The organism is Chitinibacter bivalviorum, assembly GCF_013403565.1.
In the GTDB taxonomy this organism is placed as follows: domain Bacteria; phylum Pseudomonadota; class Gammaproteobacteria; order Burkholderiales; family Chitinibacteraceae; genus Chitinibacter; species Chitinibacter bivalviorum.
This window is the reverse complement of record NZ_CP058627.1, coordinates 980,270-1,003,961: the sequence shown is the minus strand read 5'-3', so window position 1 is coordinate 1,003,961 and position 23,692 is coordinate 980,270. Positions and strand designations below refer to the sequence as shown.

General features: G+C 48.8%; 23 protein-coding genes. 9 read left to right on the top strand and 14 right to left on the bottom strand.

Features of this window, described 5'->3' with window-relative positions; all coding sequences use genetic code 11:
* Window positions 1-4: 4 nt before the first annotated feature.
* From HQ393_RS17880 to HQ393_RS04570, 4 genes are all read right to left on the bottom strand, one after another.
* The gene (locus tag HQ393_RS17880) at window positions 5-130 is read right to left on the bottom strand and encodes a hypothetical protein (protein ID WP_281361484.1); all 126 of its coding nucleotides are present in this window, start codon (window positions 128-130) and stop codon (window positions 5-7) included.
* Window positions 111-386, bottom strand: coding sequence for a hypothetical protein (locus HQ393_RS04580; protein ID WP_179357669.1), 276 nt, complete (start codon window positions 384-386; stop codon window positions 111-113). Before HQ393_RS04580 ends, HQ393_RS17880 begins: the two co-directional genes overlap by 20 nt.
* Before the next feature lie 113 nt (window positions 387-499).
* Window positions 500-1,291, bottom strand: coding sequence for a hypothetical protein (locus tag HQ393_RS04575; RefSeq protein ID WP_179357668.1), 792 nt, complete (start codon window positions 1,289-1,291; stop codon window positions 500-502).
* On the bottom strand, window positions 1,288-1,563 hold the full coding sequence (locus HQ393_RS04570) for a hypothetical protein (RefSeq protein WP_179357667.1): 276 nt from the start codon (window positions 1,561-1,563) through the stop codon (window positions 1,288-1,290). Before HQ393_RS04570 ends, HQ393_RS04575 begins: the two co-directional genes overlap by 4 nt.
* A gap of 171 nt (window positions 1,564-1,734) precedes the next feature.
* On the opposite strand from HQ393_RS04570, the gene HQ393_RS04565 reads away from it, so the two are divergent.
* Window positions 1,735-2,064 carry a helix-turn-helix transcriptional regulator gene (locus HQ393_RS04565; RefSeq protein WP_179357666.1) on the top strand — a complete coding sequence of 110 codons (330 nt, stop codon included), beginning with the start codon at window positions 1,735-1,737 and terminating at the stop codon, window positions 2,062-2,064.
* Window positions 2,065-2,248: 184 nt separating this feature from the next.
* Here HQ393_RS04565 and HQ393_RS04560 read toward each other — a convergent pair whose 3' ends face one another.
* The 4 genes from HQ393_RS04560 to HQ393_RS04545 form a co-directional block, all read right to left on the bottom strand.
* Window positions 2,249-3,103, bottom strand: a complete 855-nt coding sequence (locus HQ393_RS04560; RefSeq protein ID WP_179357665.1) for an iron-siderophore ABC transporter substrate-binding protein — start codon at window positions 3,101-3,103, stop codon at window positions 2,249-2,251.
* Window positions 3,100-5,046, bottom strand: a complete 1,947-nt coding sequence (gene fhuB / locus HQ393_RS04555) for a Fe(3+)-hydroxamate ABC transporter permease FhuB (RefSeq protein ID WP_179357664.1) — start codon at window positions 5,044-5,046, stop codon at window positions 3,100-3,102. Before fhuB ends, HQ393_RS04560 begins: the two co-directional genes overlap by 4 nt.
* Window positions 5,043-5,822 carry an ABC transporter ATP-binding protein gene (locus HQ393_RS04550; RefSeq protein ID WP_179357663.1) on the bottom strand — a complete coding sequence of 260 codons (780 nt, stop codon included), beginning with the start codon at window positions 5,820-5,822 and terminating at the stop codon, window positions 5,043-5,045. Before HQ393_RS04550 ends, fhuB begins: the two co-directional genes overlap by 4 nt.
* Window positions 5,823-6,003: 181 nt before the next feature.
* Window positions 6,004-6,810, bottom strand: coding sequence for a siderophore ferric iron reductase (locus HQ393_RS04545; RefSeq protein WP_179357662.1), 807 nt, complete (start codon window positions 6,808-6,810; stop codon window positions 6,004-6,006).
* 246 nt (window positions 6,811-7,056) lie between these two features.
* On the opposite strand from HQ393_RS04545, the gene HQ393_RS04540 reads away from it, so the two are divergent.
* A complete protein-coding gene (locus HQ393_RS04540) occupies window positions 7,057-9,144 on the top strand; it encodes a TonB-dependent siderophore receptor (RefSeq protein WP_218871294.1) in 2,088 nt (695 codons plus the stop codon).
* A 115-nt stretch (window positions 9,145-9,259) separates the two neighbouring features.
* On the opposite strand, the gene HQ393_RS04535 is transcribed toward HQ393_RS04540, so the two are convergent.
* The 4 genes from HQ393_RS04535 to HQ393_RS04520 form a co-directional block, all read right to left on the bottom strand.
* A complete protein-coding gene (locus tag HQ393_RS04535; protein WP_179357660.1) occupies window positions 9,260-10,258 on the bottom strand; it encodes a response regulator in 999 nt (332 codons plus the stop codon).
* A gap of 5 nt (window positions 10,259-10,263) precedes the next feature.
* Complete coding sequence (locus HQ393_RS04530; protein WP_179357659.1) at window positions 10,264-14,445, bottom strand: PAS domain S-box protein; 4,182 nt, start codon at window positions 14,443-14,445, stop codon at window positions 10,264-10,266.
* A gap of 72 nt (window positions 14,446-14,517) precedes the next feature.
* Complete coding sequence (locus tag HQ393_RS04525; protein WP_179357658.1) at window positions 14,518-14,940, bottom strand: hypothetical protein; 423 nt, start codon at window positions 14,938-14,940, stop codon at window positions 14,518-14,520.
* 238 nt (window positions 14,941-15,178) lie between these two features.
* Window positions 15,179-15,496, bottom strand: a complete 318-nt coding sequence (locus HQ393_RS04520; protein ID WP_179357657.1) for a hypothetical protein — start codon at window positions 15,494-15,496, stop codon at window positions 15,179-15,181.
* Between the two features lie 202 nt (window positions 15,497-15,698).
* Between HQ393_RS04520 and HQ393_RS04515 the strand changes: the two genes are divergently transcribed.
* Together HQ393_RS04515 and HQ393_RS04510 are read left to right on the top strand one after the other, a co-directional pair.
* Window positions 15,699-16,775 (top strand): class I SAM-dependent methyltransferase, encoded by a 1,077-nt coding sequence (locus HQ393_RS04515; protein WP_179357656.1) that lies wholly within the window; start codon window positions 15,699-15,701, stop codon window positions 16,773-16,775.
* A 256-nt stretch (window positions 16,776-17,031) separates the two neighbouring features.
* Entirely contained in the window at window positions 17,032-17,226 is a 195-nt protein-coding gene (locus HQ393_RS04510) for a RepB family protein (RefSeq protein ID WP_179357655.1), read from the top strand.
* A 91-nt stretch (window positions 17,227-17,317) separates the two neighbouring features.
* On the opposite strand, the gene HQ393_RS04505 is transcribed toward HQ393_RS04510, so the two are convergent.
* On the bottom strand, window positions 17,318-18,262 hold the full coding sequence (locus HQ393_RS04505) for a tRNA dihydrouridine synthase (protein ID WP_246307952.1): 945 nt from the start codon (window positions 18,260-18,262) through the stop codon (window positions 17,318-17,320).
* 121 nt (window positions 18,263-18,383) lie between these two features.
* On the opposite strand from HQ393_RS04505, the gene HQ393_RS04500 reads away from it, so the two are divergent.
* The 5 genes from HQ393_RS04500 to dapD all read left to right on the top strand — a co-directional run bounded on the left by HQ393_RS04500 (window position 18,384) and on the right by dapD (window position 22,619).
* Window positions 18,384-18,971, top strand: coding sequence for a LexA family protein (locus HQ393_RS04500; RefSeq protein WP_179357654.1), 588 nt, complete (start codon window positions 18,384-18,386; stop codon window positions 18,969-18,971).
* A 111-nt stretch (window positions 18,972-19,082) separates the two neighbouring features.
* On the top strand, window positions 19,083-19,910 hold the full coding sequence (gene queF, locus HQ393_RS04495; RefSeq protein WP_179357653.1) for an NADPH-dependent 7-cyano-7-deazaguanine reductase QueF: 828 nt from the start codon (window positions 19,083-19,085) through the stop codon (window positions 19,908-19,910).
* 9 nt (window positions 19,911-19,919) lie between these two features.
* Window positions 19,920-20,447, top strand: coding sequence for a peptide-methionine (S)-S-oxide reductase MsrA (gene msrA / locus HQ393_RS04490; RefSeq protein WP_246307951.1), 528 nt, complete (start codon window positions 19,920-19,922; stop codon window positions 20,445-20,447).
* A 131-nt stretch (window positions 20,448-20,578) separates the two neighbouring features.
* Complete coding sequence (gene dapC / locus HQ393_RS04485) at window positions 20,579-21,766, top strand: succinyldiaminopimelate transaminase (protein ID WP_179357651.1); 1,188 nt, start codon at window positions 20,579-20,581, stop codon at window positions 21,764-21,766.
* A gap of 31 nt (window positions 21,767-21,797) precedes the next feature.
* Window positions 21,798-22,619, top strand: a complete 822-nt coding sequence (gene dapD, locus HQ393_RS04480) for a 2,3,4,5-tetrahydropyridine-2,6-dicarboxylate N-succinyltransferase (protein ID WP_179357650.1) — start codon at window positions 21,798-21,800, stop codon at window positions 22,617-22,619.
* A gap of 100 nt (window positions 22,620-22,719) precedes the next feature.
* Here the strand turns inward: dapD and rpoS are convergent, their stop codons facing one another.
* Window positions 22,720-23,691 (bottom strand): RNA polymerase sigma factor RpoS, encoded by a 972-nt coding sequence (gene rpoS, locus HQ393_RS04475; protein ID WP_179357649.1) that lies wholly within the window; start codon window positions 23,689-23,691, stop codon window positions 22,720-22,722.
* Between the last annotated feature and the right edge of the window lies 1 nt (window position 23,692).

Sequence of the window (23,692 nt, the reverse complement as noted above, 5' to 3'; positions counted from 1 at the left end):
CCCCTTATCCCTGCAAAACTTTGATTTTGACGGGGCTAGGCCCCATTAATTTGATCGGCTCCCATTCTGGGCGCGGCCACACCGCCAAAATGGCGGCCGTAATCAGATAATCACTGTCCTTGAATTTCATGGTTTGCCACCGCTGGCGCTTCCTCGTACTGCTCAACGTGTAAACCGCTTAGGCGCTCCAGGCGCTCCAGGCGGGCCGCGACGATTACCAATTCATTGACCGAATCAACGGCCAATTGCTGGGCCGTGTCTAAAGCCTTGTGCAAGTGGTCGATTGTTTCGACTGCTACATCAGCAAAGGCGGCCGCCTTCGCTTTTGCTTCCAGAACGCCCGAATTTTTAAGCGCGTTCAGTGCTTCGTTTAGTTGTTTCAGCATAAAGCCCCCTACCCTGTTGAAAAGATGCGCCCCCGCGCTGTTTGTGCTGCTGATGCGGCCCAAAAAGACCGCCTCACCTCAAAAAACCACTGCTACCACTGCCGAACGGTTTTTTATCCTGAGTTCCCCGCCCCGTCATTCGGAGAAACCCTGCTAGCCGTAAAGCCTGGCGGCCCCTTCCCGATAGATCGGGCTAGCTCTATCACCTGGGCCACGGACAAGCGGGCCATTCGGGCCGCTTGCTTGTATCCGAACGCGGATACAAGACCCCAAATATCCGCAGCTCGCTGCGCACTTATTTGGTTTGATTCTTTCTTCGAAGAAGAATCTGTCAACACGGCAGGATTCTTCCGGTCTGTGGAAAACTCAACGCGTGACAGGTAAGCGCCGATACGCTCCTGGGGCGATTGCTTGCCCTGGCGCAGGTTTTTAGTGTTCAGCTCTTGGTATTTTTCATGCAGTTTCTTCATGCGACGGGCTACAGTGCTTGTCTGCCCCACGGTTTCGATTAGCGCGGCCGAAGCCTGGCGGGCCAGCTCTTGGCCCTTCTTCCAAAGCAAGAGCACAGGCGCGATTACATAGGTGTTGCGCACCTTTTTGAAATGCTTGTCGTAATGCTTGAGCGTTTCGATTAGGCCCAGGGCCTCAAGGTCGCGCAGATCGGTACGCAATGAGCGATCAGACTTGCCCAGGCGGGCCGCAATGAATTCTTGATCGGCGCGAACGCGCCCTTTGTTGTTCATGCCAATGAGGCAAAGCAGCGTAGAAGTGAGGCGGCCCATCGTTTGGGCGCTGATTGTTCGCGCACCTTCCGAAGTTGGCCAAATGCGCTTTACTGCCGCGTCAAGGCAATATTGCACATGACAGGCAGGAATAAAGGCGCGATGCTGCTTGGCTTGCGTCATTTGCTAACGCTTACTGATTGCTTGAGTGATGCGACTTGCTCGGCCTCGGCCTGCTTGGCGGCCTGGTATGCCGCTTCGAGTTCTTTCGCTTTTTGGTGGCTAGCGGTGATAACAACTGTGCTGCCTACCTGGCAAGAATCAAATTCGCTGTATTCCACTTCAATGGTTTTTTCCCAGTTCACCATTGATTCAGGGCCGTTACCGTATTGTTTGCGCGTCCAGTCCGAAACTGTGACGTTATTCACATTACTGAAGCCGAAGTAACTGGACATATAACCCCCTGAATGAATCGAACTTTTCCCGCCGCGTTTGGTCTGCGTTGGTTAAGTCGGATTCTATGTAAATACTCAAATCAGGGTTTCAGAGTGAAACGGATTTATAAGCGGGCCAGTAAGTGCTAATAAGTAAGCAATTACAAAATAAAACTATTGGGATATTAGGAAATGCTGGATTTTGAGACGCTACTTTTAGCAATGAAATCAAGGCTTAACACGGACTCTGCAACACAGGTTGCGATCAGTATTGGGGTCGATAGAACCTCAATTTCAAACATCGTCAATAAACGACGATCGGTCGGGCCAGATATAGCGCGGAAAATTTCATCATTTCTTAATGTACCCTTGCCAGTAATTTACTCGGCGATAATGTATTCAGATGCGCCGACACGGGAAGAAATGGCGGGTTGGCTGGCGGCCTATACGGCCTGCAAAGGCTTTGATTATGAAAAGGAAATAAGGGAAGAAATCGCAAAAAAGCCCCTACTGGCGGCCTAGAAAATACCCCATAAAAACCCGTCAGGAATGGCGGGTTTTTTGTTCACTCTCTGTATATTATGTAAAGTTAAATAGTCGCATTTGCATTAGTCATGGGTAATAGTTCCTTTTGTTCGATCCACCCTAAAAAATGCCAGTACCCCACCAACTCCTAGCTGCCCCATTCCCTTGCGCTCAGCAAGGCTTAGTTACGACTTGAAGTGAGTGTATCGGCGATTGATTGCGCCAGTAGATCAATGGAATGCAGCCCGCCATGCGTCCACACCGGCGGTAAAGTGTAAACTCGGTCGCGTCTCACAACTGGCAAGGCCTGCCAGATTGGGCTGCGCATTAACTCAGCCTCGCGTTCAAACGGCATTATTTTTAACAGTACTCCGTCGCCTATTACGGAGAGATCAGGCACTTTGTGCAGTTGCAAACCCCACATCGAACGCGCTTGCGGGCAAGCATTGCGTAGTCCCAGCTGGTTAAGTGCAGCTTCGGGCATTGAATTTTCACCATATGCCCAATACGTCGTTGGTGAAGCAAATCGAACCACACATACGGCCGGCGGCTGACTACCAAAACGTTGTGCAATGGATTGACGCAATTCAGCTTGTTTACGTCGGCTCGCCTCTAAAAAAGCTTCGTGTGCCGGCAGCCGATTTAGCCGAATTGCCAACTGCCGCTGCAGTTGCTCGGCCACAAGCGCATTATCGTGATCTGTGCGAAAGGCATCGAGCACGATGGTTGGCGCAATTTTGAGTAACTTCGATTGCATGCCACTTAAAGCAGGGCCAATCAGGATCAGATCGGGTTTGAGTGCATAGATGCGCTCAAGGTTGGGCTCAAAACGACTGCCCACATCGAGTACGTGCGCTGGTAGCGCAGGTTGTACCACCCATTTATCGTAATCGACCCGATCAGCAATGGCTTGCGGGGTGACACCAATGTTGAGCAGGTATTCGGTACTCTCCCAGCTTAATGCTATTACTTTGGGCCCCGCTTGCGCTGTACAAGCTAGCAGGCATGCCACGACTAAAATGAAACGATTGATCATGGCGCACCTCTGCGAGTAGTCAACAAGGCCAGTACCAATAACATGCCGCACGAGAGCGAACCCAGCGCACCGACTGGCAATTGCATAGGAAAAAATAATGTACGACTGGCAAAATCAGCCAGCGCCAACAGCGTCGCGCCCAACAGGCTGGCGAGTAGTAATTGCGTACTCACTTTGCGTGCGCCAAGCTGAATTGCCAATTGTGGCAACACCAGTCCAATAAAGGCTAGCGGCCCAAATTGACTGCTAATTGCCAGGCTCAATAACCCAGCCAGCAAAAACAATAGTGCGCGGGCACGGCGGACATTTAGCCCTGTTGCGCGAGCATGGCTTTCACCCAACCCCAACAATGCCAACACTCGGCTAGCGGGCAGAATCAACAACCCCAGTAGTGCCACCCAAGCGGCCAATGCCAGCGCATCACCCGCATTGGTATGATAAGTAGAGCCCGCCAGCCAGTTGAGCAGCTTGAAACTATCATTACTTCCCTGCGCGAGCACGAATTGCAGTACCGCCTCCAAGAGCGATGACAGCCCTACCCCCAGCAATACCAAGCGTGCGGGCGATTGGCGCGGCGCCAACCAACACAGAACCATTAGCACCAAAGCCGCGCCAGCGCTGGTCATTAACCAAGGCTGCGACACTCCCAATGCCATTCCTAGCAACATGCCCAGACTAGCGCCTGACGAAATCCCCAGTAGATCGGGGCTTGCCAAGGGATTGTTGAGTAAGCGCTGCAAAACTAAACCCGCCATTGCCAGCCCCACTCCAGCTGCACTTGCAGCCAGTAGTCGTGGCCAACGTAGCGCCCACAAGCCGGCATCGGGCCACTCCAGCGTCCAAGCGCCCTGCACGTCACGCCCAAGCACTGCGCAGAGCACCATCAGTGCCAACCCTAGGAATAAATACACAGGCAATGGTACTCGCCGCCGCACTTTCATCGCCGCCAGCGCCCCACCAACCCGATCAGGCATTTTCTGTCTCAAGCATAACCAGACCAGTACGGGCGCACCGAGCAAGCCTGCCGCCGCACTACTGGGTAAAAGCTCAGGAAGCAGGCTCGATACATACATCGCCAGGGTATCGGCTGCCAATAATGTGATAACGCCAAGTACGGCTGAATACATCAAGCATTGCGCAGGTTTGGCCGCGCCAAGCAAGCGCGCCAGCGCCGGCGCCAGCAAGCTAATAAATCCGATCATCCCTACCGCGCTAATTGCCAGTCCATTCAGCCACAGTGCCAGCAGGCTGGTAAGTATGGCGAAACGTGCAACATTCAGCCCTGCGGCAGTGGCAGCATCACTACCCAGCTGGATCAATTGCAGCGGGCGGCACAGCATAGGTAGCACCAATAGCGCAGGTAACAGCCGCGGCAGTACCCAGCCAACCCAATACCAGTCGTTCTGCGCCATATCGCCAGCGCCCCACACTAGTAACGAGCGACTGTATTGATCATTCATCATCACCGCGATCCCTGCCACGCTCCCTAACAGCAGGTTAACCGCAGTACCCGCTAATAAAGCGCCCAGTCCGTGTAGTTGTCGCCAGCCTGCCAGGGAAACCACGAGCAGCAGCGCGAATAAACTGCCGCCCATCGCCAACCATTCGATTGGCAAATGCCATGTCGCTGGCAACAGCAAACCACCCAACACAATGGCGCACCACGCGCCTGCAGAGGCGCCCAGCGTCATCGGCGAAGCTAGCGGGTTTTGCGTTAGCTGCTGCAATAGACTGCCCGATAGCGCCATCGCCACACCCAGAAAAATAGCCAATACAGTGCGTGGCAAATGGGCGTACTTAAATACGATCGAATCCATTCCCAGATCATCACTACCTATTGCACGCCATTGCGCCGCTAGCTCTAGCGGTGTCGCCATCTGCAAATGAAAAACAGCCAGCAGCAAGGCGAACGCTAGCAAGACGGGCAAAGTTAGATATTTCATACCACCGCCACCACCGCTGGCTTGCCGGCTCGATGCAATACCTCCAATTCAATGCCATACAACGCAGCAAGCTCCGGATGCGCTAGCAACTGGCTTGGTGAGCCATCAAACCAAATGCGCCCACGCTGCAACGCCACAATCCGATCAGCGTATTGCAGTGCCAAATTCAGGTCATGTAGTACCGCAATCACGCCGCAGTCAGGTAAATCAGCCTGTTGGCGCAGTAGCTGCATAAGCTGATACTGGTGCGCCAAATCCAGTGCCGAGCTGGGCTCATCGAGCAGTAATAGCGGCGCATTTTGCGCCAGCAACATTGCCAGCCATACTCGTTGGCGCTCGCCCCCCGATATTTCATCAACTGCATGCCCAGCTAGGTGAGCCACGCCGGCCTGCTGCAGCGCACGACTAACCCAACTCTGGTCATCGCTTTGCCAACGCGCCAACCAGCCGCGCCAAGCAAAACGCCCCAACTCGACCAACTCGCGCACCAGCAACAGCGCTGGCTGCGGAATCTGTTGCGGCATATATGCCACCCGCTTGGCCAACTCGCGCGGAATATAATGAGTCACCGACTTCCCCTGCAGCAATACCTCTCCTCGATCTGGCGCCATCTGCCCAGACAGCAATTTTAGTAAAGTCGATTTGCCCGAGCCATTGTGACCCAGAATCACGGTGAGCCCCGCTGCGGGCAGCTGCAATTGCGCAATATCGAGTAAAGCGCGCCCTTGCCGACTAACGTTGACATTGGCTAGGTGAAAACTAAGCGAATTTTTCATAGGTATATGAATAGAGATCTTATTTAATAATGATTAGATAAATATACCAAGCAGGGTATTTCGTGATTTGGTATGTACACCCAGCACAAGCACATCGGGCTTTAGGGTTGAATAGGTAAAACTGAGGGCTATCGATCGATATAAGCGAACTAATTTCACATACCCCTTTGATACCCCGTGCTTAGATCACCATTTCGCTCCGCATTATTTCAATGCGCTCATCCAGCGGCCTGCGTGGGCAATTACTGCAAGGCGCTTCACCCTGCAAACGAAAATGCTGGCAGCAGCCTTGCCGGAGCAGTGCCGGCACACGCCGGCCAGCCGGCAATTCGATCTGCATCAGTGCACCGTGTCGAGTCCACTGCAGCGCCGTTAGCCAACGCTCGGCCAATTGCACAAGCCTTTGCTCGGGCCAACGCTGTATTTGATTAGCAAGCAACAGCGCGGACAGCACACAGTCAACCGTAAGGCATGCAGCTAGACGCTCGGCATACGGCTGAACTGCATTTAACTGCGGATAATGCTGCTGGTGATAAATGCGCAGACTGTTTGCCGTGTAGGCAATCAACGCATCCGTTCCCCCGCACTGTAATTGCTGATTAGGCAAGGTAAAGCCAGAGGTCACTCCAGCACTCACACTTTGCTGCAATCCTGTCAAAGATAAAGCGCACTGAGCCTGATGTACTGCCAGCACAGCCAAATAAGCCGGCTGCCAGATCAACATACCCCAGCTACGTGCACTCCAATAATGCCGGCCAGCAGCGGGCTGCGCGGCCTGCCAATGGGCATACAACGCCTCTGCCAATCTGGGTTGCGCATTTGTCTGCGCGACTCGCCCACGCAAAGTAGGCAACACTGCCGCCACCTGATCGAGCGCTACTGTTAGCGTGTTTGGCGAGATATTCTGGTCATCAGCCTTCACTGCAAGCTGCTTAACATTCGACTTAAACGAGTTGAACTCTGGCCCACCATCAGTTGGTAGTTGCATCGTTTATCGGCCCTCATTAAATGATAATTATTATCATACCGGTGTAAATCGAAAGAATTCTACGTTATTATTACACACAAATGATAATCATTATCGTTTAATATTGTCCGTGCCCCGCAAAACGTCACCCTTTCCAAGGGGCACAATTTTTTCATTTAAAACACGTCTTACCTCGGATTTGCCATGCCCAATACTCGATCCACCTCACCTCTACACCAACCGCAACTTCGTTTGAAAATAAAGCCCATGAATCTAGCCGTTGCGCTGACTTTGTCGGCCACCACGCCAGTGCTAACACACGCCGCGGAGGTTACGCTCAATCAAGTGGAGGTTAGCGCCAATGCAACTCAACAGCCCAGCGAAAAAACGGGTCTCTATCGCGTCAGTAGCAGCAACTCCGCCACGTTGCTTGACCTGCCGTTAAGCGAAACACCGCAAACAGTATCAGTCGTCACTCGAGCCCAGATGGATGATTTCAAACTCGACAATATTGATGAAGTATTGGGCAATACCACAGGCGTCACCGTCGAAAAGGCAGAGACTGAGCGAACGTATTACACAGCACGAGGCTTTGACATTACGAATTTTAAAGTGGATGGCGTAGGCGTACCCTTCACCTCCGGTCACCAGATGGGTGATATGGATACTGCAATCTACGATCGGATCGATGTTGTTCTTGGCGCTAACGGTCTGACGTCTTCAACAGGCAATCCTTCGGCTACTATCGATTTTGTGCGCAAACGCCCCACGCCCGAGTTTGAGGCGTCAGCAGGTGTTTTATATGGATCTTGGAACACTCGTCGCATTGACGCCGATATTTCAAGCCCACTCAATAGCGAAGGCACTATCGCAGCGCGCGTGGTGATCGCACGGCAGGAGGGGGATTCATATTTAGATCGCTACGAACCTGCGAAAACTGTGTTCTATGGCGTGATCGAGGCCTATTTAAGCTATCAGACCGTATTAACCATGGGTTATAGCTACCAAAAGAATGATGCAGATGGTGCGATGTGGGGGGCTTTGCCGCTACTGCATAGCAATGGCACGCCGACCGATTACGCGGTGAATACCAACACAGCGGCCGATTGGTCGTACTGGGATTCTCAGGATCAGCGAGTTTTTGCTGAGCTCAATCACACCTTCAGTAATAACTGGCAATGGAAAACCACGCTGGGCTACAACCAGCTTAAATCTGATGGTGCGCTATTTTATGTATATGGGAATCCAGATCAACACACCGGTGAGGGGCTATTTAGCTACCCTTCCCTATATAACTCGAATAATCGGCAAGCTTTGATGGATAGCAATCTCAGCGGTCAATTTGCTTTAGCCGGTCGTGAGCATGAATTTATCGTTGGGGCCAGTGCTTCGCGCTCGACGCTGAGCGATATCTCACACTACGGACAAGGCATTGGCACCTCTCTGACGCCGAGCGGTGCGTTTGATGGTAGCTACCCTATGCCTAGTTTTGATGCTTCGACTGACGGCAGCGATTACACAGATGTGCGCAAGAGCATTTATGCAGCGACACGACTACATCTGGCGGACGATCTCAAGCTATTGCTTGGCGCCAACTACACCTATTCAGATAGCAGTGGCACCGCGTATGGCGTAAATCACCAAAGCAACGCCCACGCCACGACACCCTATATTGGCCTAGTGTATGACCTCAGCCAGAATCTCTCACTGTATGGCAGTTACACCGAGATATTTAACCCACAGTACAAAACTGACGCCAGCGGCACGGTATTGGAGCCAGTTGAGGGTAAAAGTTACGAGCTTGGCATTAAGGGTGACTTCTTTGCACAAAAACTGAATGCATCGGCTGCAGTCTTTAAGGTTGAGCAGAATAATTCGGCCGAGTTGGCAGGCTATATCGGAAGCCAAGCATATTACAAGGGGATCGATGCTGCCTCTCAAGGGCTTGAAATGCAACTAGCTGGAGAGTTGGCGGATGGGTGGCAAGCAAGCATGGGGGCTACTGCGCTCAGTATTAAAAATGAGCTCGGCGCCACAGTCAAAACCTATGTCCCCAAGCAAACCGTGCGCATCTCCACGACTTATCAGTTGCCACAACTGAAAGCATTAAAAATCGGCGCAAGTGTCAATTGGCAAAGCCAAACCAGCTACCATTCTGCCGACGGCAACTTTACACAGCCATCGTATGCAATCCTCAACCTGATGGCTCGCTATGACGTTAACAAACAGCTAAGCGTAACGGCCAACCTCAATAACGTGACCAATCAGAAATACATTTCCAGCTTGTACTGGGCACCACAAGCTTTTTACGGCGCACCAATCAATGGTAGCATTTCAGTGAACTGGAAATATTGAGGCAGATTCCTGAACTGACGCACGTTCCATCTGCGTTTTCGGAACCGAATGATGAATCTCATCGACAATGATGAGACTCAGATAGGCAGCAGCCCTTGGCTTGCTGCCTATTATTTTACAAATATAAATCCTCTCGTTCTTTACGAGACCAATCGGCTTCTAATGCCAATATCTGTGGCAATATTCCAATGAAATGGCGCACTAAGTTCGGATCAAAATGTTTTCCTGCTCCATTAGTTAAAGCCTCAATGACTTGTTCAAGTGGCCACGCTGCTTTGTAAGGTCGCACCATCCTAAGCGCATCAAAAACATCCGCAATTGCCACTATTCGTGCGACTTCCGGTATGGCCTCACCCACTAAGCCGCGTGGATACCCACTGCCATCCCATTTTTCATGATGGTGAAGCGCGATCATCGCTGCCATTTGTAAAATAGGAGCGTTGCTTTTGCTTAGAATCTTGAATCCAATTTCCGAATGGCGTTGCATGATGGATCGTTCTGAAGGATCTAGGGCTCCTGGTTTGCGCAAAATGATATCGGGAATACCTAATTTTCCGACATCATGCATGGGGGCAGCCAACTCTATGTGTTTACACTGTATTTCGTCATAACCAATAGCGGCAGCGAGTGCTCGGCTATAAGACGCCATTCTCCAAATGTGCACCCCGGTATCAATATCTTTGACCTCACTTGCCACCCCCAGCATCGATATTGCTTCAAGATAACTTCGCTCTAGTTGGATCGCGCTCACTAAGGAAAGGTGTGCACGCACACGCGCGCGCACCAATAAAGGGGTAACAGGCTTCAAAATAAAATCGACCGCTCCAACTTCAAACCCCGCAGCTTCATCTCCCACCTCAGATAGGCTAGTGATAAAAATTACAGGTATTCCATTCGTATTCACATCTTTCTTGAGTTCACGACAAACTTCATAGCCACTCATGTCAGGCATTTGAATATCAAGCAATATCAAGTCGGGGCGGTGCTTAGTTGCCATATGCAAAGCATCATGACCGCTGCGCGCAAAGACGAGTGCATACTCGGGTGACAGTATCTGGCGCAATGTTGCTAAGTTTGCGGGTTCATCATCAACTATTAATATCTGGGTTGTCATTGCAACTAGCTCTCCAATGTGAGGCTGAGCGCCATGGCCAGTTGCCGTGTGGCATTTTCGGCTGCTCTAAAATCAAAATCCTCTAATGCAGTTTGCACATTCAATAGTCGATCTGGTGAAATATATTGCTCCATTTTGGCCAACTCAGTTTCTGCCTCATCTGGATTATCAGTATCCAGCGCCTTCAATAAGGCAATGAGCATGGACGAAACTATGGCTCTCTGCTCTGGCTCTAGTGCAATTGTGGGGTTGCTAGATTTGACTTGATTGTCTGAATGCGCATATCGAGTTATCGAATCGATCGCTGTTATTAGCGCGCCATCCAGCTTCAACAACAACTGAGTTATTTCTGATGGCTCGTCAGCTACCGTAACTCTTTTTGTCAAAAGCTCGATTTCACTTGCAAGCCGTGTAACATCCGTCAAGGCAAGGGTCGCAGCAGCACCTTTTAGTTTGTGCGCCAAGGCATTAATGCTTTGAAGGTCGTTCTGCGACAAGGCTTGACTTAGTTTTTGTGCCGCATCTGAATATGAATGAGCAAATTTGACGAGAAATTTCTGATAGGACGCCACCTTTCCATCCCAGAGCGCTATGCCCTGATTTAGATCGAGTCCAGAAAACTCATCAACTACAGGACTAGTCGTCACTTCACTCGCATTGAAAGTTGCGGCGTTTGAAGAGGCGGCCAGCAAGGGTGATTTAGTTTCTTCAAATCCTCTGAGTAATGCATGTTGAGGCGTGATTTTGGCTAGCCAAAATGCCAGGGTTTGGAATAACTGCTCTGGTTCAATGGGTTTTGACAAAAAATCAACCATTCCAGCTTCCTCACACGCCCGGCGATCTTCGCCAAAGGCATTTGCCGTCATTGCAATAATGATGGGTTTTGTTGGCTGCAATTGTTTCAAAATAATCCGCGTTGCTTCTAAGCCATCCATCTCCGGCATTTGCATGTCCATCAAGACAATGGCATAGGAGTGACTAGATGCTTTGTTTACCGCATCTTTCCCATCTTTTGCTGTATCGATGACTAAGCCAGTCCCTTCAAGAAGCGAAATAACTAACTCTCGATTGACGTCCACATCATCGGCCAACAAAATACGAGTCCCCGAAAATTGATTGAGGCTTGTTTCTCCAACAATAGTTGCAAAAGGGTTTGCCTGCTTGTTACCGTCACTTGCCCCCTCTTGAGCTCGAGCCAATAAAGCAGTAAACCAGAAGGTTGAGCCCTTCCCTTGCACGCTAAATACCCCTGCATCGCCGCCCATTAGCCTAGCTAAACGTCGTGTTATTGCTAAACCAAGCCCAGTGCCCCCATATTTTCGGGTGGTGGAAACATCTGCCTGTTCGAATGCGTGAAAAAGCTTTGCTTGCTGCTCCTCGGAAATCCCTTCTCCACTGTCTTCCACTTCAAAGCGCAACAAGAGGCCCGATTCTGTTTCACTTACAACCCCAACCCGTAGCTCAATTTGACCACTTGGCGTGAATTTAATCGCATTGCTTAGATAATTAATCAAAGACTGACGAAGTCGAGTTGGATCACCATGTAACCAAAGGGGGGTGTTGCCCAGTGTGGAACGGAAAATCAACCCCTTTTTTCGGGCGGCTTCACTCATCATTGATGTGACATGATCAAACAACATCCCAAGATGGAAGTCGATGCATTCAAGCTGCAAGTGATTGGCTTCTATTTTAGATAGATCGAGAATGTCATTAATCAATGAGAGCAAATGTTGTGTTGCCTCCTCTATACGCTTGAGTCGTTCTAATTGTGTTGGGTTGCGTTCATCGCGATGCAATAAATATGTCATTCCCAAAATTGCATTCATTGGTGTGCGGATTTCATGACTCATATTGGCCAAAAAAGCACTCTTTGACATGTTTGCCGCATCAGCGGCGTCTTTGGCATTTCTCAGCGCTAACTCTAATTGTTTATGCTCAGTCAAATCTGTATGCGTTCCGACGACCCTCTCAGGCTTTCCAAATGAATCTCGTTTGGTTAGTTTTGCACGGCTTAAAATCCATTTGGTTTCTCCGAGTTTATTTTTCATCTGAAACTCAATTGCATAACCTTCCTGTTGCTCAAGCAATAGCATGACCTGTTTCACTGTTTCATTACGTGAATTCTCTGGAAGTAAATTAATCCATACATTAGTAACGTCATCTCCCAATTCTTCATGGGTATAGCCCAACATAGTGTAGTAAGCTTCATTACAAACGACCTTGCCACTCGGGACATCCCAATCCCAGAGTCCATCATTGGTCGCTGCAAGCGCAAACCCGAGTCTCTCTTCGCTATAATGTAGGGATTCCAATGCCTCATTAAGCTGGTGCGTTCTTTGCTTGACTAGCAATTCAAGTTCGCACCTATACCGATCAAGCTCTTCGGCCATTTGACGTTTTTCTGTGATGTCTTCTTTGACCGCAACGTAGTGAGTTACTTCTCCGTGACTGTTTCGCAGCGGAGTGATGTGAGCTGACTCTATCGAAATAACACCATCTTTTCTTTTGTTATGGAACTCCCCAGACCACGGGTGACCTTGCGCCAATTCAGACCACATCTGAGTGTATGTCTCGGCAGGGGTATCGCCAGACTTCAAGATGCGTGGATTTTGCCCAATCACTTCCTCACGTCGATAGCCTGTTGCGAGTACAAACGCATCATTAACATATTCTATATTTGCATGAATGTCGGTTATTACCACCGTGGATGTGCTTTGTTCCACGGCAAGCGAAACCTTGCTCAATTGTAATTCTGCCAATTTTCGCGTAGTGATGTTGATATGCGAAATGACCGCCCCACCTTCCTCCCGATGCAGTGGGGAAACGTACATGGAAAACCAACGCTGCTCAGTGGGGGAATGGCACGGATATTCCATTTCAAAATATGGGAGGTGTTTTGTGAGTACCCCTTCAATACCTTGCTTCGCAGTGTGTGCATCAGACGATTCATTGCCTGTTGCACCCTCACAAATTTCAAGGTAGTTGGTGCCGATTCCTGTTGCCGGTGCGGGCTCATCAAGAATAGATGAGTTCTCTTCTGAAAAAGTTTGCCAACGACGATTTGCTGCGATGATGATCCCATCATTATTCACCACAGCTATGTGAGCACTACTCGAATCGAGCACGTCCCGACCAAACGCTTCTGCCGCGATAATTTTAGCGGCTGCAATTTCACTTTGCGTAATGTCAGTAACAAACGTGAGGATGCATTGCTCCCCATCTAGTTCGATTAGGCCTGAAGAAATCCGAACCTGGCTAATTGATCCATCTTTTTTCTTGATCTGAGTTTTGAAGTCGATTAACCGTTCTTTGCTTAAAAGGCTGTCTACATATTCCCCCCTACGCTCAGCGTTATGCCAAAAACCGATTTCAAGGGTTATTTTGCCAATCAAATCCTCTTTCTCCCAACCGAAGTCGCGAGTAAAATTCACATTGGCCATAACAAGGCGTCCGCTCTCGGCTTTCGCAATAATCCCCGCAATTGGATTAAGTTCAAAACTTGAAAAAAAGCGCTCAGAAGACTGAATGAGTTTCTTTTCGATTATGGCTTGCCTAGCGATCTCATTCGCATGAAGCAACTGAGTACGCTGCTTCCAATATGCCCATAAAATCAATCCAAAAAAAATCACTGCCAGCAACGTTACTGCTACAACCCATAAAATTAATTGAAATAAAGACTCCATTACTTCCGCTTGATCTTCTTGTACTACGACATGCCAGTCAGTATTTGCAACAGGGCTAAATGCGGCAAGCACTTGGATGCCGCGATAATCTTTACCTAAAAGAGTTCCAGTACTTGAAGACAATACCGCTGCAGCTGCAGGTGACGTGGGATTTAATGGGAGCTTGAAGCTGAGGGCTGAATGTTTGCTATCACGAACATCATTAATAAATTCAACTTTATCGCCCTGTCGTCTAACTAAAATCAGCTCCCCTGATTTACTTGAGTTAGGCCATTTACTAATCTGCGGGTAAAGCAACTCTGAAATATTCATACGAAGAATTACGATGGCTAATGGCGGTGCCTTTTTGTTTTCTGTATATTGGACTTCATTTTTTTTGAGAGTGGGAAAACCTAATGGTAGCAACCAGTCTATATGTATGTCGTTTGTCTTGTCTCGGTATAGGTAGAAATTGTAATTGTTTTTATTGCTAAATTTAGTGGTTTGCAATGCATTGTGAAGCACTGCATCATCTAACGAGCAATCACCACTCGATTGTAGTTGTTTAGCTTCGGGGGTGATTAGGCAAATGCCATGTTAACCATATGTCGAACGCATTCGCTCAAATAATACTTGAGCATAGCCAGGCTTATTTGCGCTCTCTTTGCCTGAAAAAATAGCGTTAATTTGGGAGACTATTTTAGGGTCACTACTTAATAGAGCACCATCTGCTTGTATTCTACCAAGCCAAGTTTCAATCTGGGAGGATTTTAGTCGAGCTATTTCCGTCAAATTTACAAATGCATTTTTTTCAATCTGTGGCTGATAAATTGCAAATATAGCAATAGCGAGTATTGGAACTATCAGTATTAAAATAGCAAATAAAGAGGCTTGAATTCCAACCCCAGACTTGGCCGCTCGATTTAATATGGTTTCCAATGTAGCAGTCATCTTTGCTCTCGTCGCATGCCCTGCGACCAGCTGATTGGAAGTCATCAACAACGTCGCAGCAATCAACATATGCAAGCACTATTCGTCTTGCTTTCAATGTCTTGTACCAAAATTATTTGGCGCGGTTGTTATGAAATATAGGCAGTAAATGAGTGCAACAAAAGAATAATTTAAGTGAGTCTGACATCCATGTCAGCAGCCGCAGAATGTGAGTTACGTCAGACTCATTGATGCGCTAACAAAAAAGGGGTGAAATCTAGCAAATCAAGTCGAGCTTTGACTTCTGGCCCCCAGCTCTCGAGCACTGTCATCTAATGACAGTAACGCCCTCTTTCGAGCTTTGCTTTAGTTTCGTCTTTAGTTTATCAAGTAGTTCTTTGTCATGAAATTCAGGGGCGCATTCGTTTAAAGCCACGATGAGGCGAGCTAATTCTGCCTGACTAAATTCAAAGCTAACTATGCCATTTAAGCCTTTGCGCTTGCGTTCATTCGCTTTGCGTTGTGCGGCGGTGAGTGCTTTCCCTGAGATGGGCCGTCCGCGCTTTTTGGGTTCAGGGATTAAAGGTAGGGTGAGAAAGTCTTGAGGATGCTTGGCCATAGCTGATGCGGTTTTTGTGACAATCACATTTTACACTTTTTTTCGTGCATCGGTCACTTGATACATCCCAAACCCCGCCTCCTTTTTGTCTTGCAGACCGCAATGCAGCTAGATAAATCACGCTCTTGAATAAATTTAGCAAGGTCGGCAATTTAGTCCTTAGCTACACCCGCCGTACTGTTAAAATCTGTCGATTCACTCACACCATAAGCACTGCGCTATCTAAACAATGCCAGATTCAATTGACTTTGCGGCACACAAATTAAATCGCTATCCCAGTAAGCACGCCAAAGAGCTGCGTGCATGGGATGCTGCGGACGAATATCTTGCACAGATGATTTTGCCAAACGAGCCTGTGCTATTGGTGAATGACGGGTTTGGCGCCTTGCATTTGGCAGCAAAACACCATGCAGCAGCCGGTATATACCACCTCAATGATTCATGGTGCTCACTAAAAGCGATCGAGCTCAATATAGAGAATGAAGCGGCTCCAATCATGTACAAGGGGCAAGATATTACATATGCCTTAGTCAAGCTACCCAAGTCTATTTCATTGCTGCAGGCTCAGTTACAACTATTAGCGGGTAGTCTCAAGCGTCCGCTCAAACTTTTCTTCTCGGGCATGCAAAAGCATGTCAGCAATGGGCATTTGGATGTACTGAAAGCCATGTGCGGCGCTGTAGAGTACTTGCCAACACAGCGAAAAGCACGGCTTTATCAGGTAGTTTTATCGCCGCAGATTTTTGCTCAAAGCCCAATCGAAGTACCTGTTCCCGAACTTAATCTAAAGCTAATCAATTGCGCGGGCGTGTTTGCCGAGCAAAAAATCGATATCGGCTCGCGTTTTTTTATCGAAAATTTCACGCTATTACCCAAGGCCAAACGCGTTGCAGATGTTGGCTGCGGTAATGGTCTGCTGTCCTTAGCGTATTGCAACATGCATCCAGATTCTGAGCTTTTCCTGTATGACGAATCTTTGGCCGCCATTCAATCGGCGAAACTAAGCTTTCAAGCCAATTTCCCCAATCAGAAAGTCAGCATCACCCATCATGACGGATTAGCCGATATCGCCGAGCAATTTGATCTTATTCTGATCAACCCTCCATTTCATCAGCAAACCACCGTTATGACTGACATTGCGCTCAGCATGTTTGCGCAAGCCAAACAATGCATGACTAGTACGAGTGAGCTTTGGATCGTCGCTAATCGGCATTTGGAATATCAGCGCGATTTGAAAAAATGGTTCAAACGAGTGGAATGCATAGCGCAAAACACCAAATTCATCGTCATCAAAGCGATGTTGTGATGGATTAAGGTTTGCAGTGCTGACTGTATGGCGAGATAATCTTTAATTGTGACAAGTCACCATTCATCTTGTGGCGCGAGCACGCGCTGACAATGACTAGATGAACTTGAAAATCATCATTTAAAGTAACCAATCAATCAGCGCAGCATCATCGAGCTAAAGCTCGGCAATTTTGTGAGTAATTATCGACATGAGTGATAAAGAGCCAGCAAAGCGCCCTCGCGGCCGCCCCGCGCTTGCCAGCAAGGCGATGACGATGGCTGAACGTAAGCGCCGCTCGCGTGCGTTACAGCTTACCCGCGCCACGCAAGATCACCAGCAGCGGCTACCTAAAGCACTTTCGGTGGAAATCGACGCCAGCTTGCATCGCCGATTTAAGCGCTATTGTGAATCGCGTGGATTAACACAGGCACAAGGCATGGAGCAAATCCTATCGTCATTACCAACTTAAAGGCGGGTATATCTATGCAATCGCTATTTAACAAGGCGCCAGTAGATATACCTGCCGATTTTAATGAGATTTAATCAACGAGCCATTCGCATTATTTTTCATGCCCGAGTACCAAGGTCGGGAAGCCGGCCTCGATCTCTTCTGCAGTGTTTATAGTACGAATTTGTTGGAACAATTCACCCGCCTCGGGGTAATGACGGCGCAAATAATTTAGCCATTGTTTGAGCCTGCCCGCCTGATATTTTGGATAGCAATGAATCATTACTTGCTGCCAGAAAACCACAAATAATGGTGCCATCTCTTCCCATGAAAGTTTCTGACCCGTTTTGGCCTCTAGTGCCAAGCCAGGATTTGAAACAATACCGCGTCCAAGCATAATATCGTCGCAATTGGAAATTTCACGGCAACGATTAAATTCTTCGACCGTCCAAATTTCGCCATTGGCCACGACATTAAACTTAACATTCTCTTTAATCAGAGCAATCCATTCCCAGTATGCAGGCGGCTTATAGCCATCGGTTTTCGTTCGCGCATGCACCACGACCTCCGCAGCACCTGCCGCTTCGATTGCTTGAGCACAAGCAATGGCAGGCGAAGTATCTTCGTAACCAAGGCGCATTTTTGCGGTCACGGGGATATGAGTCGGCACCGCATCACGAACCGCTTTCACAATTTGATAAATGAGCTCTGGCTCTTTGAGGAGTACCGCGCCGCCGCGATGACGGTTAACCGTTTTTGCGGGGCAGCCAAAATTGAGATCGATGCCGTGCGGATTAAACGTTGCAAGGCGAGCGGCATTTTCTGCAAGGCACACAGCATCCGAACCCAATAGCTGGACGCGAACTGGCACACCTGTCGCCGTTTTGCTATCGGTGAGAATTTCGGGGGCGATCCGTTCAAAGGTGCGATTGGGTAGTAATGTGCCACTCACGCGGATGAATTCAGTCACGCATAAATCGATGCCACCGGCGCGGGTAATCACGTCCCGCAAAACACAATCAAGAAGCCCCTCCATAGGGGCCAAGAGAATTCTCACGACAGCTTCCAGATACAAGCAAATAGGCATTTTACCAGACAGCGAATCAGCATTGCGTTTTGCTTGACAAGGGAACGATCGTTCAATACGCTTACAGAACGAATGTTCAACGAGGTTAACCATGGCCAACCCAAATCGTGACCATGAATATCTAGGCAAGCTGCAAGATTACTACACCGACTATCGCAGCATCCCTTCTTACGCCGTTATTGGTGAACTGCTGGGTATGGCCTCAAAATCGGCGGTATCTGCGCTCGTAAAGCGACTTACCCTGGCAGGGTATATTGAAATGACGCCTGATAAGCGCCTGGCGCCCACCAAGCGCTTTTTTGAGCGTGAATTGGCTGACTTTAATGTTCCCGCAGGTATGCCAGCTGCGGCCAATGACGCCATGAGCGAATCTATTTCGCTCGATGAATATCTCATGCCACGCCCTTCAACCTCGATCATTATTAAAGTGCGTGGCGATTCCATGATGAATGCTGGAATTTACGATGGTGACCTCGCGGTCGTCGAGAAGCGTCATGCGGCACACGTCGGCGACCTGGTGGTTGCAATCGTTGATGGCGAGTACACCCTAAAAGAGTTGGGGCGTGACAATCAGGGGTATTTTTTGATCCCGCACAATCCGGATTTTTCGATTATCCGCCCTAGCGAGAGCTTAGAAATCTACGGCGTGATGGTTGGTTTGATGCGCAAATATCGCTAGCGACGCTATTAATCGAGTCATTCCCAAAGTCATTAGGGAAAAAGCCGCAGCAAAATTAAGCCCTCGACGGTAAAATCTAATCAACTAATATTAAGCACCAAAGGTCACCCCGTGTCAGATGTAGCCGCTTCCCCACTTGGAAAAACCGTTTCATACATCACTGAGTATGATCCAAGCCTGTTATTTCCCATTCCCCGCCAAGTCAAGCGCGAAGAGATCGGCATTGATGGGGTTTTGCCATTTATGGGCTTGGACATCTGGAATGCCTACGAAGTCTCTTGGCTCAACGCTCGTGGCAAACCACAAATTGCGCTGGTGACTTTTCAAATCCCAGCCGATAGCGACAACATTATCGAGTCAAAGTCTTTCAAGCTCTACCTAAATAGCTTCAATCAAACCAAGCTCGATAGCGTAGAGCAACTCACAGATATTTTGCGGCGCGATATTGGTCACGCAGTAAATGCATCGGTGCAGGTCAAAGTGAATTTACCGGATCAATTTGAGCAACTGCGTTTTGGAGAGCTAAAAGGGTTTTGCATCGACAACTTAGATATAGAAGTGGATGAATATTCCCCACAGCCGCAATTATTGCATTGCGATGAGTCCGACGGCACTACAACTGAAACCCTCACTTCAAATTTGCTGAAATCAAATTGCCTAGTGACAGGCCAACCTGACTGGGCCAGCGTGCAAATTCAATATGTTGGCAAACCGATTAATCGGGAAAGTCTCTTACGTTATCTGATTTCTTTTCGCAATCACAATGAGTTTCACGAGCAATGCGTAGAGCGTATTTTTGTTGACTTAATGCGAGCATGCCAACCAATGAAACTGGCGGTTTACGCTCGCTACACTCGTCGCGGTGGATTGGACATCAACCCATTTCGCAGCAATTTCAATGCCGATTTTCCAAGCAATTTGCGTGGCGCACGCCAATAAAGGATGCATATGACCGAGATAGCTACATTGGCTGGCGGGTGTTTTTGGTGTCTTGAGGCTATTTTTCAGCGCGTACGTGGCGTAAAAAAGGTGACCTCTGGCTATATAGGCGGGCACATCAGACACCCTCAGTATCGTCAAGTCTGTGATGGCAATACCGGGCACGCTGAGGCAGTACAAATCGAATATGACACCTCAATCATTTCGTTCGAGGGGTTGTTGGAAGTTTTTTTCGACATCCATAATCCAACCACGCGAAACCGACAAGGCAACGATGTTGGGTCGCAATACCGCTCTGCGATTTTTTATCACAATGAAAATCAGCGCCTAGCTAGTTTAGCAATACTTGAGAAAGTATCTTTGGCCTGGCCAATGCCAATCGTCACTGAATTATGCGCCGCTGATACCTTCTGGCCGGCAGAGCTTGAGCATCACGATTACTACAACCAGCACCCATCTCAGCCGTACTGCATGGCCGTCGTCGGCCCTAAAGTGCAAAAATTTATGCAGCACTTTGCTGGATTACTCAAGGAATGATCTGGCGGCAAGATAAAACCGCCAAGTTTGATAACGTAGCGCACACTCATGCGCCTATTTTTCCTCGGGCATGCAGCGCAATAAGCTGAACCATAGGCTATAATTGCCGTTTTCCCCAATTAGAACGTGTCATGTCGCCACGCTTAGATCTTCTCCACCCCTACCCATTTCAGAAGTTGCGTCAGTTATTTAGTGACCTAACTCCCAACTCGGCACTAGACCACATCAATCTATCAATTGGTGAGCCTAAACATCCTGCACCGCAGCTTGTTAAAGATGCATTGATGGCCAATCTGGCTGGATTATCGAGCTACCCCGCCACACTAGGCTCTGAAGATCTCCGACAAAGCATTAGCGACTGGATTGCACGTCGTTACAATATAGCGCCACCCGATGCGACTACAGAAGTGCTGCCGGTCAATGGAAGTCGCGAGGCACTATTTGCATTTGCCCAAGCGGTTATCGACCCCAGCGCAGAGCGCCCCACGGTACTCTCGCCAAATCCGTTTTACCAAATTTATGAAGGTGCTGCGCTTTTGGCAGGAGCCGAGCCGTGGTTTGTAAATTGTTTAGCAGAAAACCGTTTTCAACCCGATTGGGATAGCGTCCCCGAAGAAGTTTGGGCGCGCACCCAGTTGGTTTTTGTCTGCTCACCTGGCAATCCAACGGGCGCAGTAGCTTCCCTAGCGGATTGGGAACGGCTGTTTGCTTTGTCTGACCGATATGGGTTCGTAATCGCCTCAGATGAGTGCTACTCCGAAATCTATTTTGGCGAGGAAAAGCCTTTAGGTGGCCTTGAGGCGGCAGCAAAACTAGGGCGCGATTACACCCGTCTAGTCATGTTCTCTTCGCTATCAAAACGATCCAATGTACCGGGCATGCGATCTGGCTTTGTGGCTGGTGACGCCGCAATTATGGCGAAATTTTTACTGTATCGGACCTATCATGGTTGCGCTATGAGTCCGATGGTCATGGCTGCGAGCGCGGCGGCTTGGCGTGATGAAAGCCATGTCATTGAAAATCGTGAACAGTACACCGCAAAATTTAAAGCAGTGACAAATCAATTGGCCAGTGTACTTGAGGTTACTCTACCCGATGCTGCCTTTTACCTATGGGCAAAGACCCCCATCGATGATGAAGAGTTTGCCCGTCGCCTATTCACTCAAGAACACGTCACCGTTTTGCCGGGCTCATACTTGGCACGTGAAGCGCACGGCGTAAATCCTGGCAAAGGATATGTGCGCATCGCCTTGGTGGCGCCACTCAATGAATGCATTATCGCCGCAGAACGCATTGTTCGTTTCTGCAAAACCCTGTAATTTTGGGCCTTAGTTTTCTTTAGGAGTCATTATGAGTAATTTGCAATCAATTATCGAAACCGCATTTGAAAACCGTGCGGACATCACGCCGAGCAATGTTTCAGCAGAGTTGCGTGACGCTGTGAACGAAGTTATTAATGCGCTGGATAAAGGCCAATTGCGCGTTGCTGAAAAAACAAATGGCGACTGGGTGACCAATCAGTGGATCAAAAAGGCGGTATTGCTGTCTTTCCGTATCAATGACAACGTTGTTATGGATGGTGGCTGCACGAACTTCTTTGATAAAGTGCCAAGTAAATTTGGCGACTACACCGAAGCTGATTTCCGTGCCGGCGGTTTCCGCGTTGTACCCAATGCAATTGCTCGCAAAGGCTCTTACATCGGCAAAAACGTCGTACTAATGCCATCGTACGTCAATATTGGCGCTTTCGTGGACGAAGGCACCATGGTTGATACTTGGGCAACCGTCGGTTCTTGCGCCCAAATTGGTAAAAATGTTCACTTGTCTGGTGGTGTTGGCATCGGCGGCGTACTTGAGCCGCTGCAAGCAGGCCCAACAATTATTGAAGACAATTGCTTTATCGGCGCCCGCTCTGAAGTGGTTGAAGGCGTCATCGTTGAGGAAGGTTCGGTAATTTCGATGGGTGTTTATATCGGCCAATCTACCCGTATTTACGATCGCGAAACAGGCGAAGTCACTTATGGCCGCATCCCGGCAGGTTCAGTCGTTGTTTCTGGTAATTTGCCATCGGCAGATGGCAAATACAGCCTGTATTGTGCAGTGATCGTGAAAAAAGTTGACGCCAAAACCCGTTCGAAAGTGGGCATTAACGAATTGCTGCGCGGCATCTAAGTTCGGGGTATCCGCTCGAAACCATTTAAGTGTCAAATCATTCGAGCAATACCCACAAAAAAGCCAGTCATCGACTGGCTTTTTTACGTTGTCGTCTGGGTTATAAAACCACGTCTCTGGAAACGCCATAGCGACGCAGAATGCGCCGCAGTTGATCTAAGGCTTCGATCTGGATTTGGCGCACGCGCTCGCGGGTCAAGCTCAAATTCGCAGCCAAATCTTCCAGCGTACAGATCTCGTAGCCATTTAAGCCATAGCGGCGCTCAATAACCATGCGCTGCTTTTCATTTAGCTGCTTCATCCATTCACGCACGTAGCGTTCAACTTCAGCATTTTGCAAAATGGCTTCAGGGCCATCATGTTGGTCATCAGGAATAGACTCGCCAATGGTGAGCATTGGATCTATATCGAGCGGCGCATCTAAGGAGGCAACGCGCTCATTCAGCCCCATAACGCGGCGGACATCCTCGACATCTTTACCAACCAGATGTGCAATATCCTCAACGCTAGGGTCATGGCCCAGAGACGCCTCTAAATGGCGCTGAGCACGTAGATACACATTAAGCTCTTTGATGACATGCACAGGTAGGCGAATAGTGCGAGATTGATTCATGATCGAGCGCTCAATGCTCTGGCGAATCCACCAAGTAGCATAGGTTGAGAAGCGAAATCCACGCTCAGGGTCAAACTTTTCTAGTGCATGCATCAGACCGATATTGCCTTCTTCAATCAGATCAAGCAGCGTCATACCGCGATTGATGTAATGCTTTGCAATGTTCACAACCAGTCGAAGGTTGTGCTCAATCATTTTTTGACGTGCCGCAAAGTCGCCCTGCACTACGCGACGAGATAATGCTCGTTCTTCATCGGGAGTCAGCAATTTACACTGACCAATTTCATTTAAATAAATTTGGGTTACGTCACCAGTACTTTCGCTGACATATCGCTCCGGATCTTCTTTGGCTTCCGCATCGACGTCCTCGGCTTCATCTTCGAGGGCTGCTTCAGCATCGAGATCTTCTACGTCATCAGCAATGAGGTCTTGTTCAAGAATTTCTATTTGTTCGCTCATA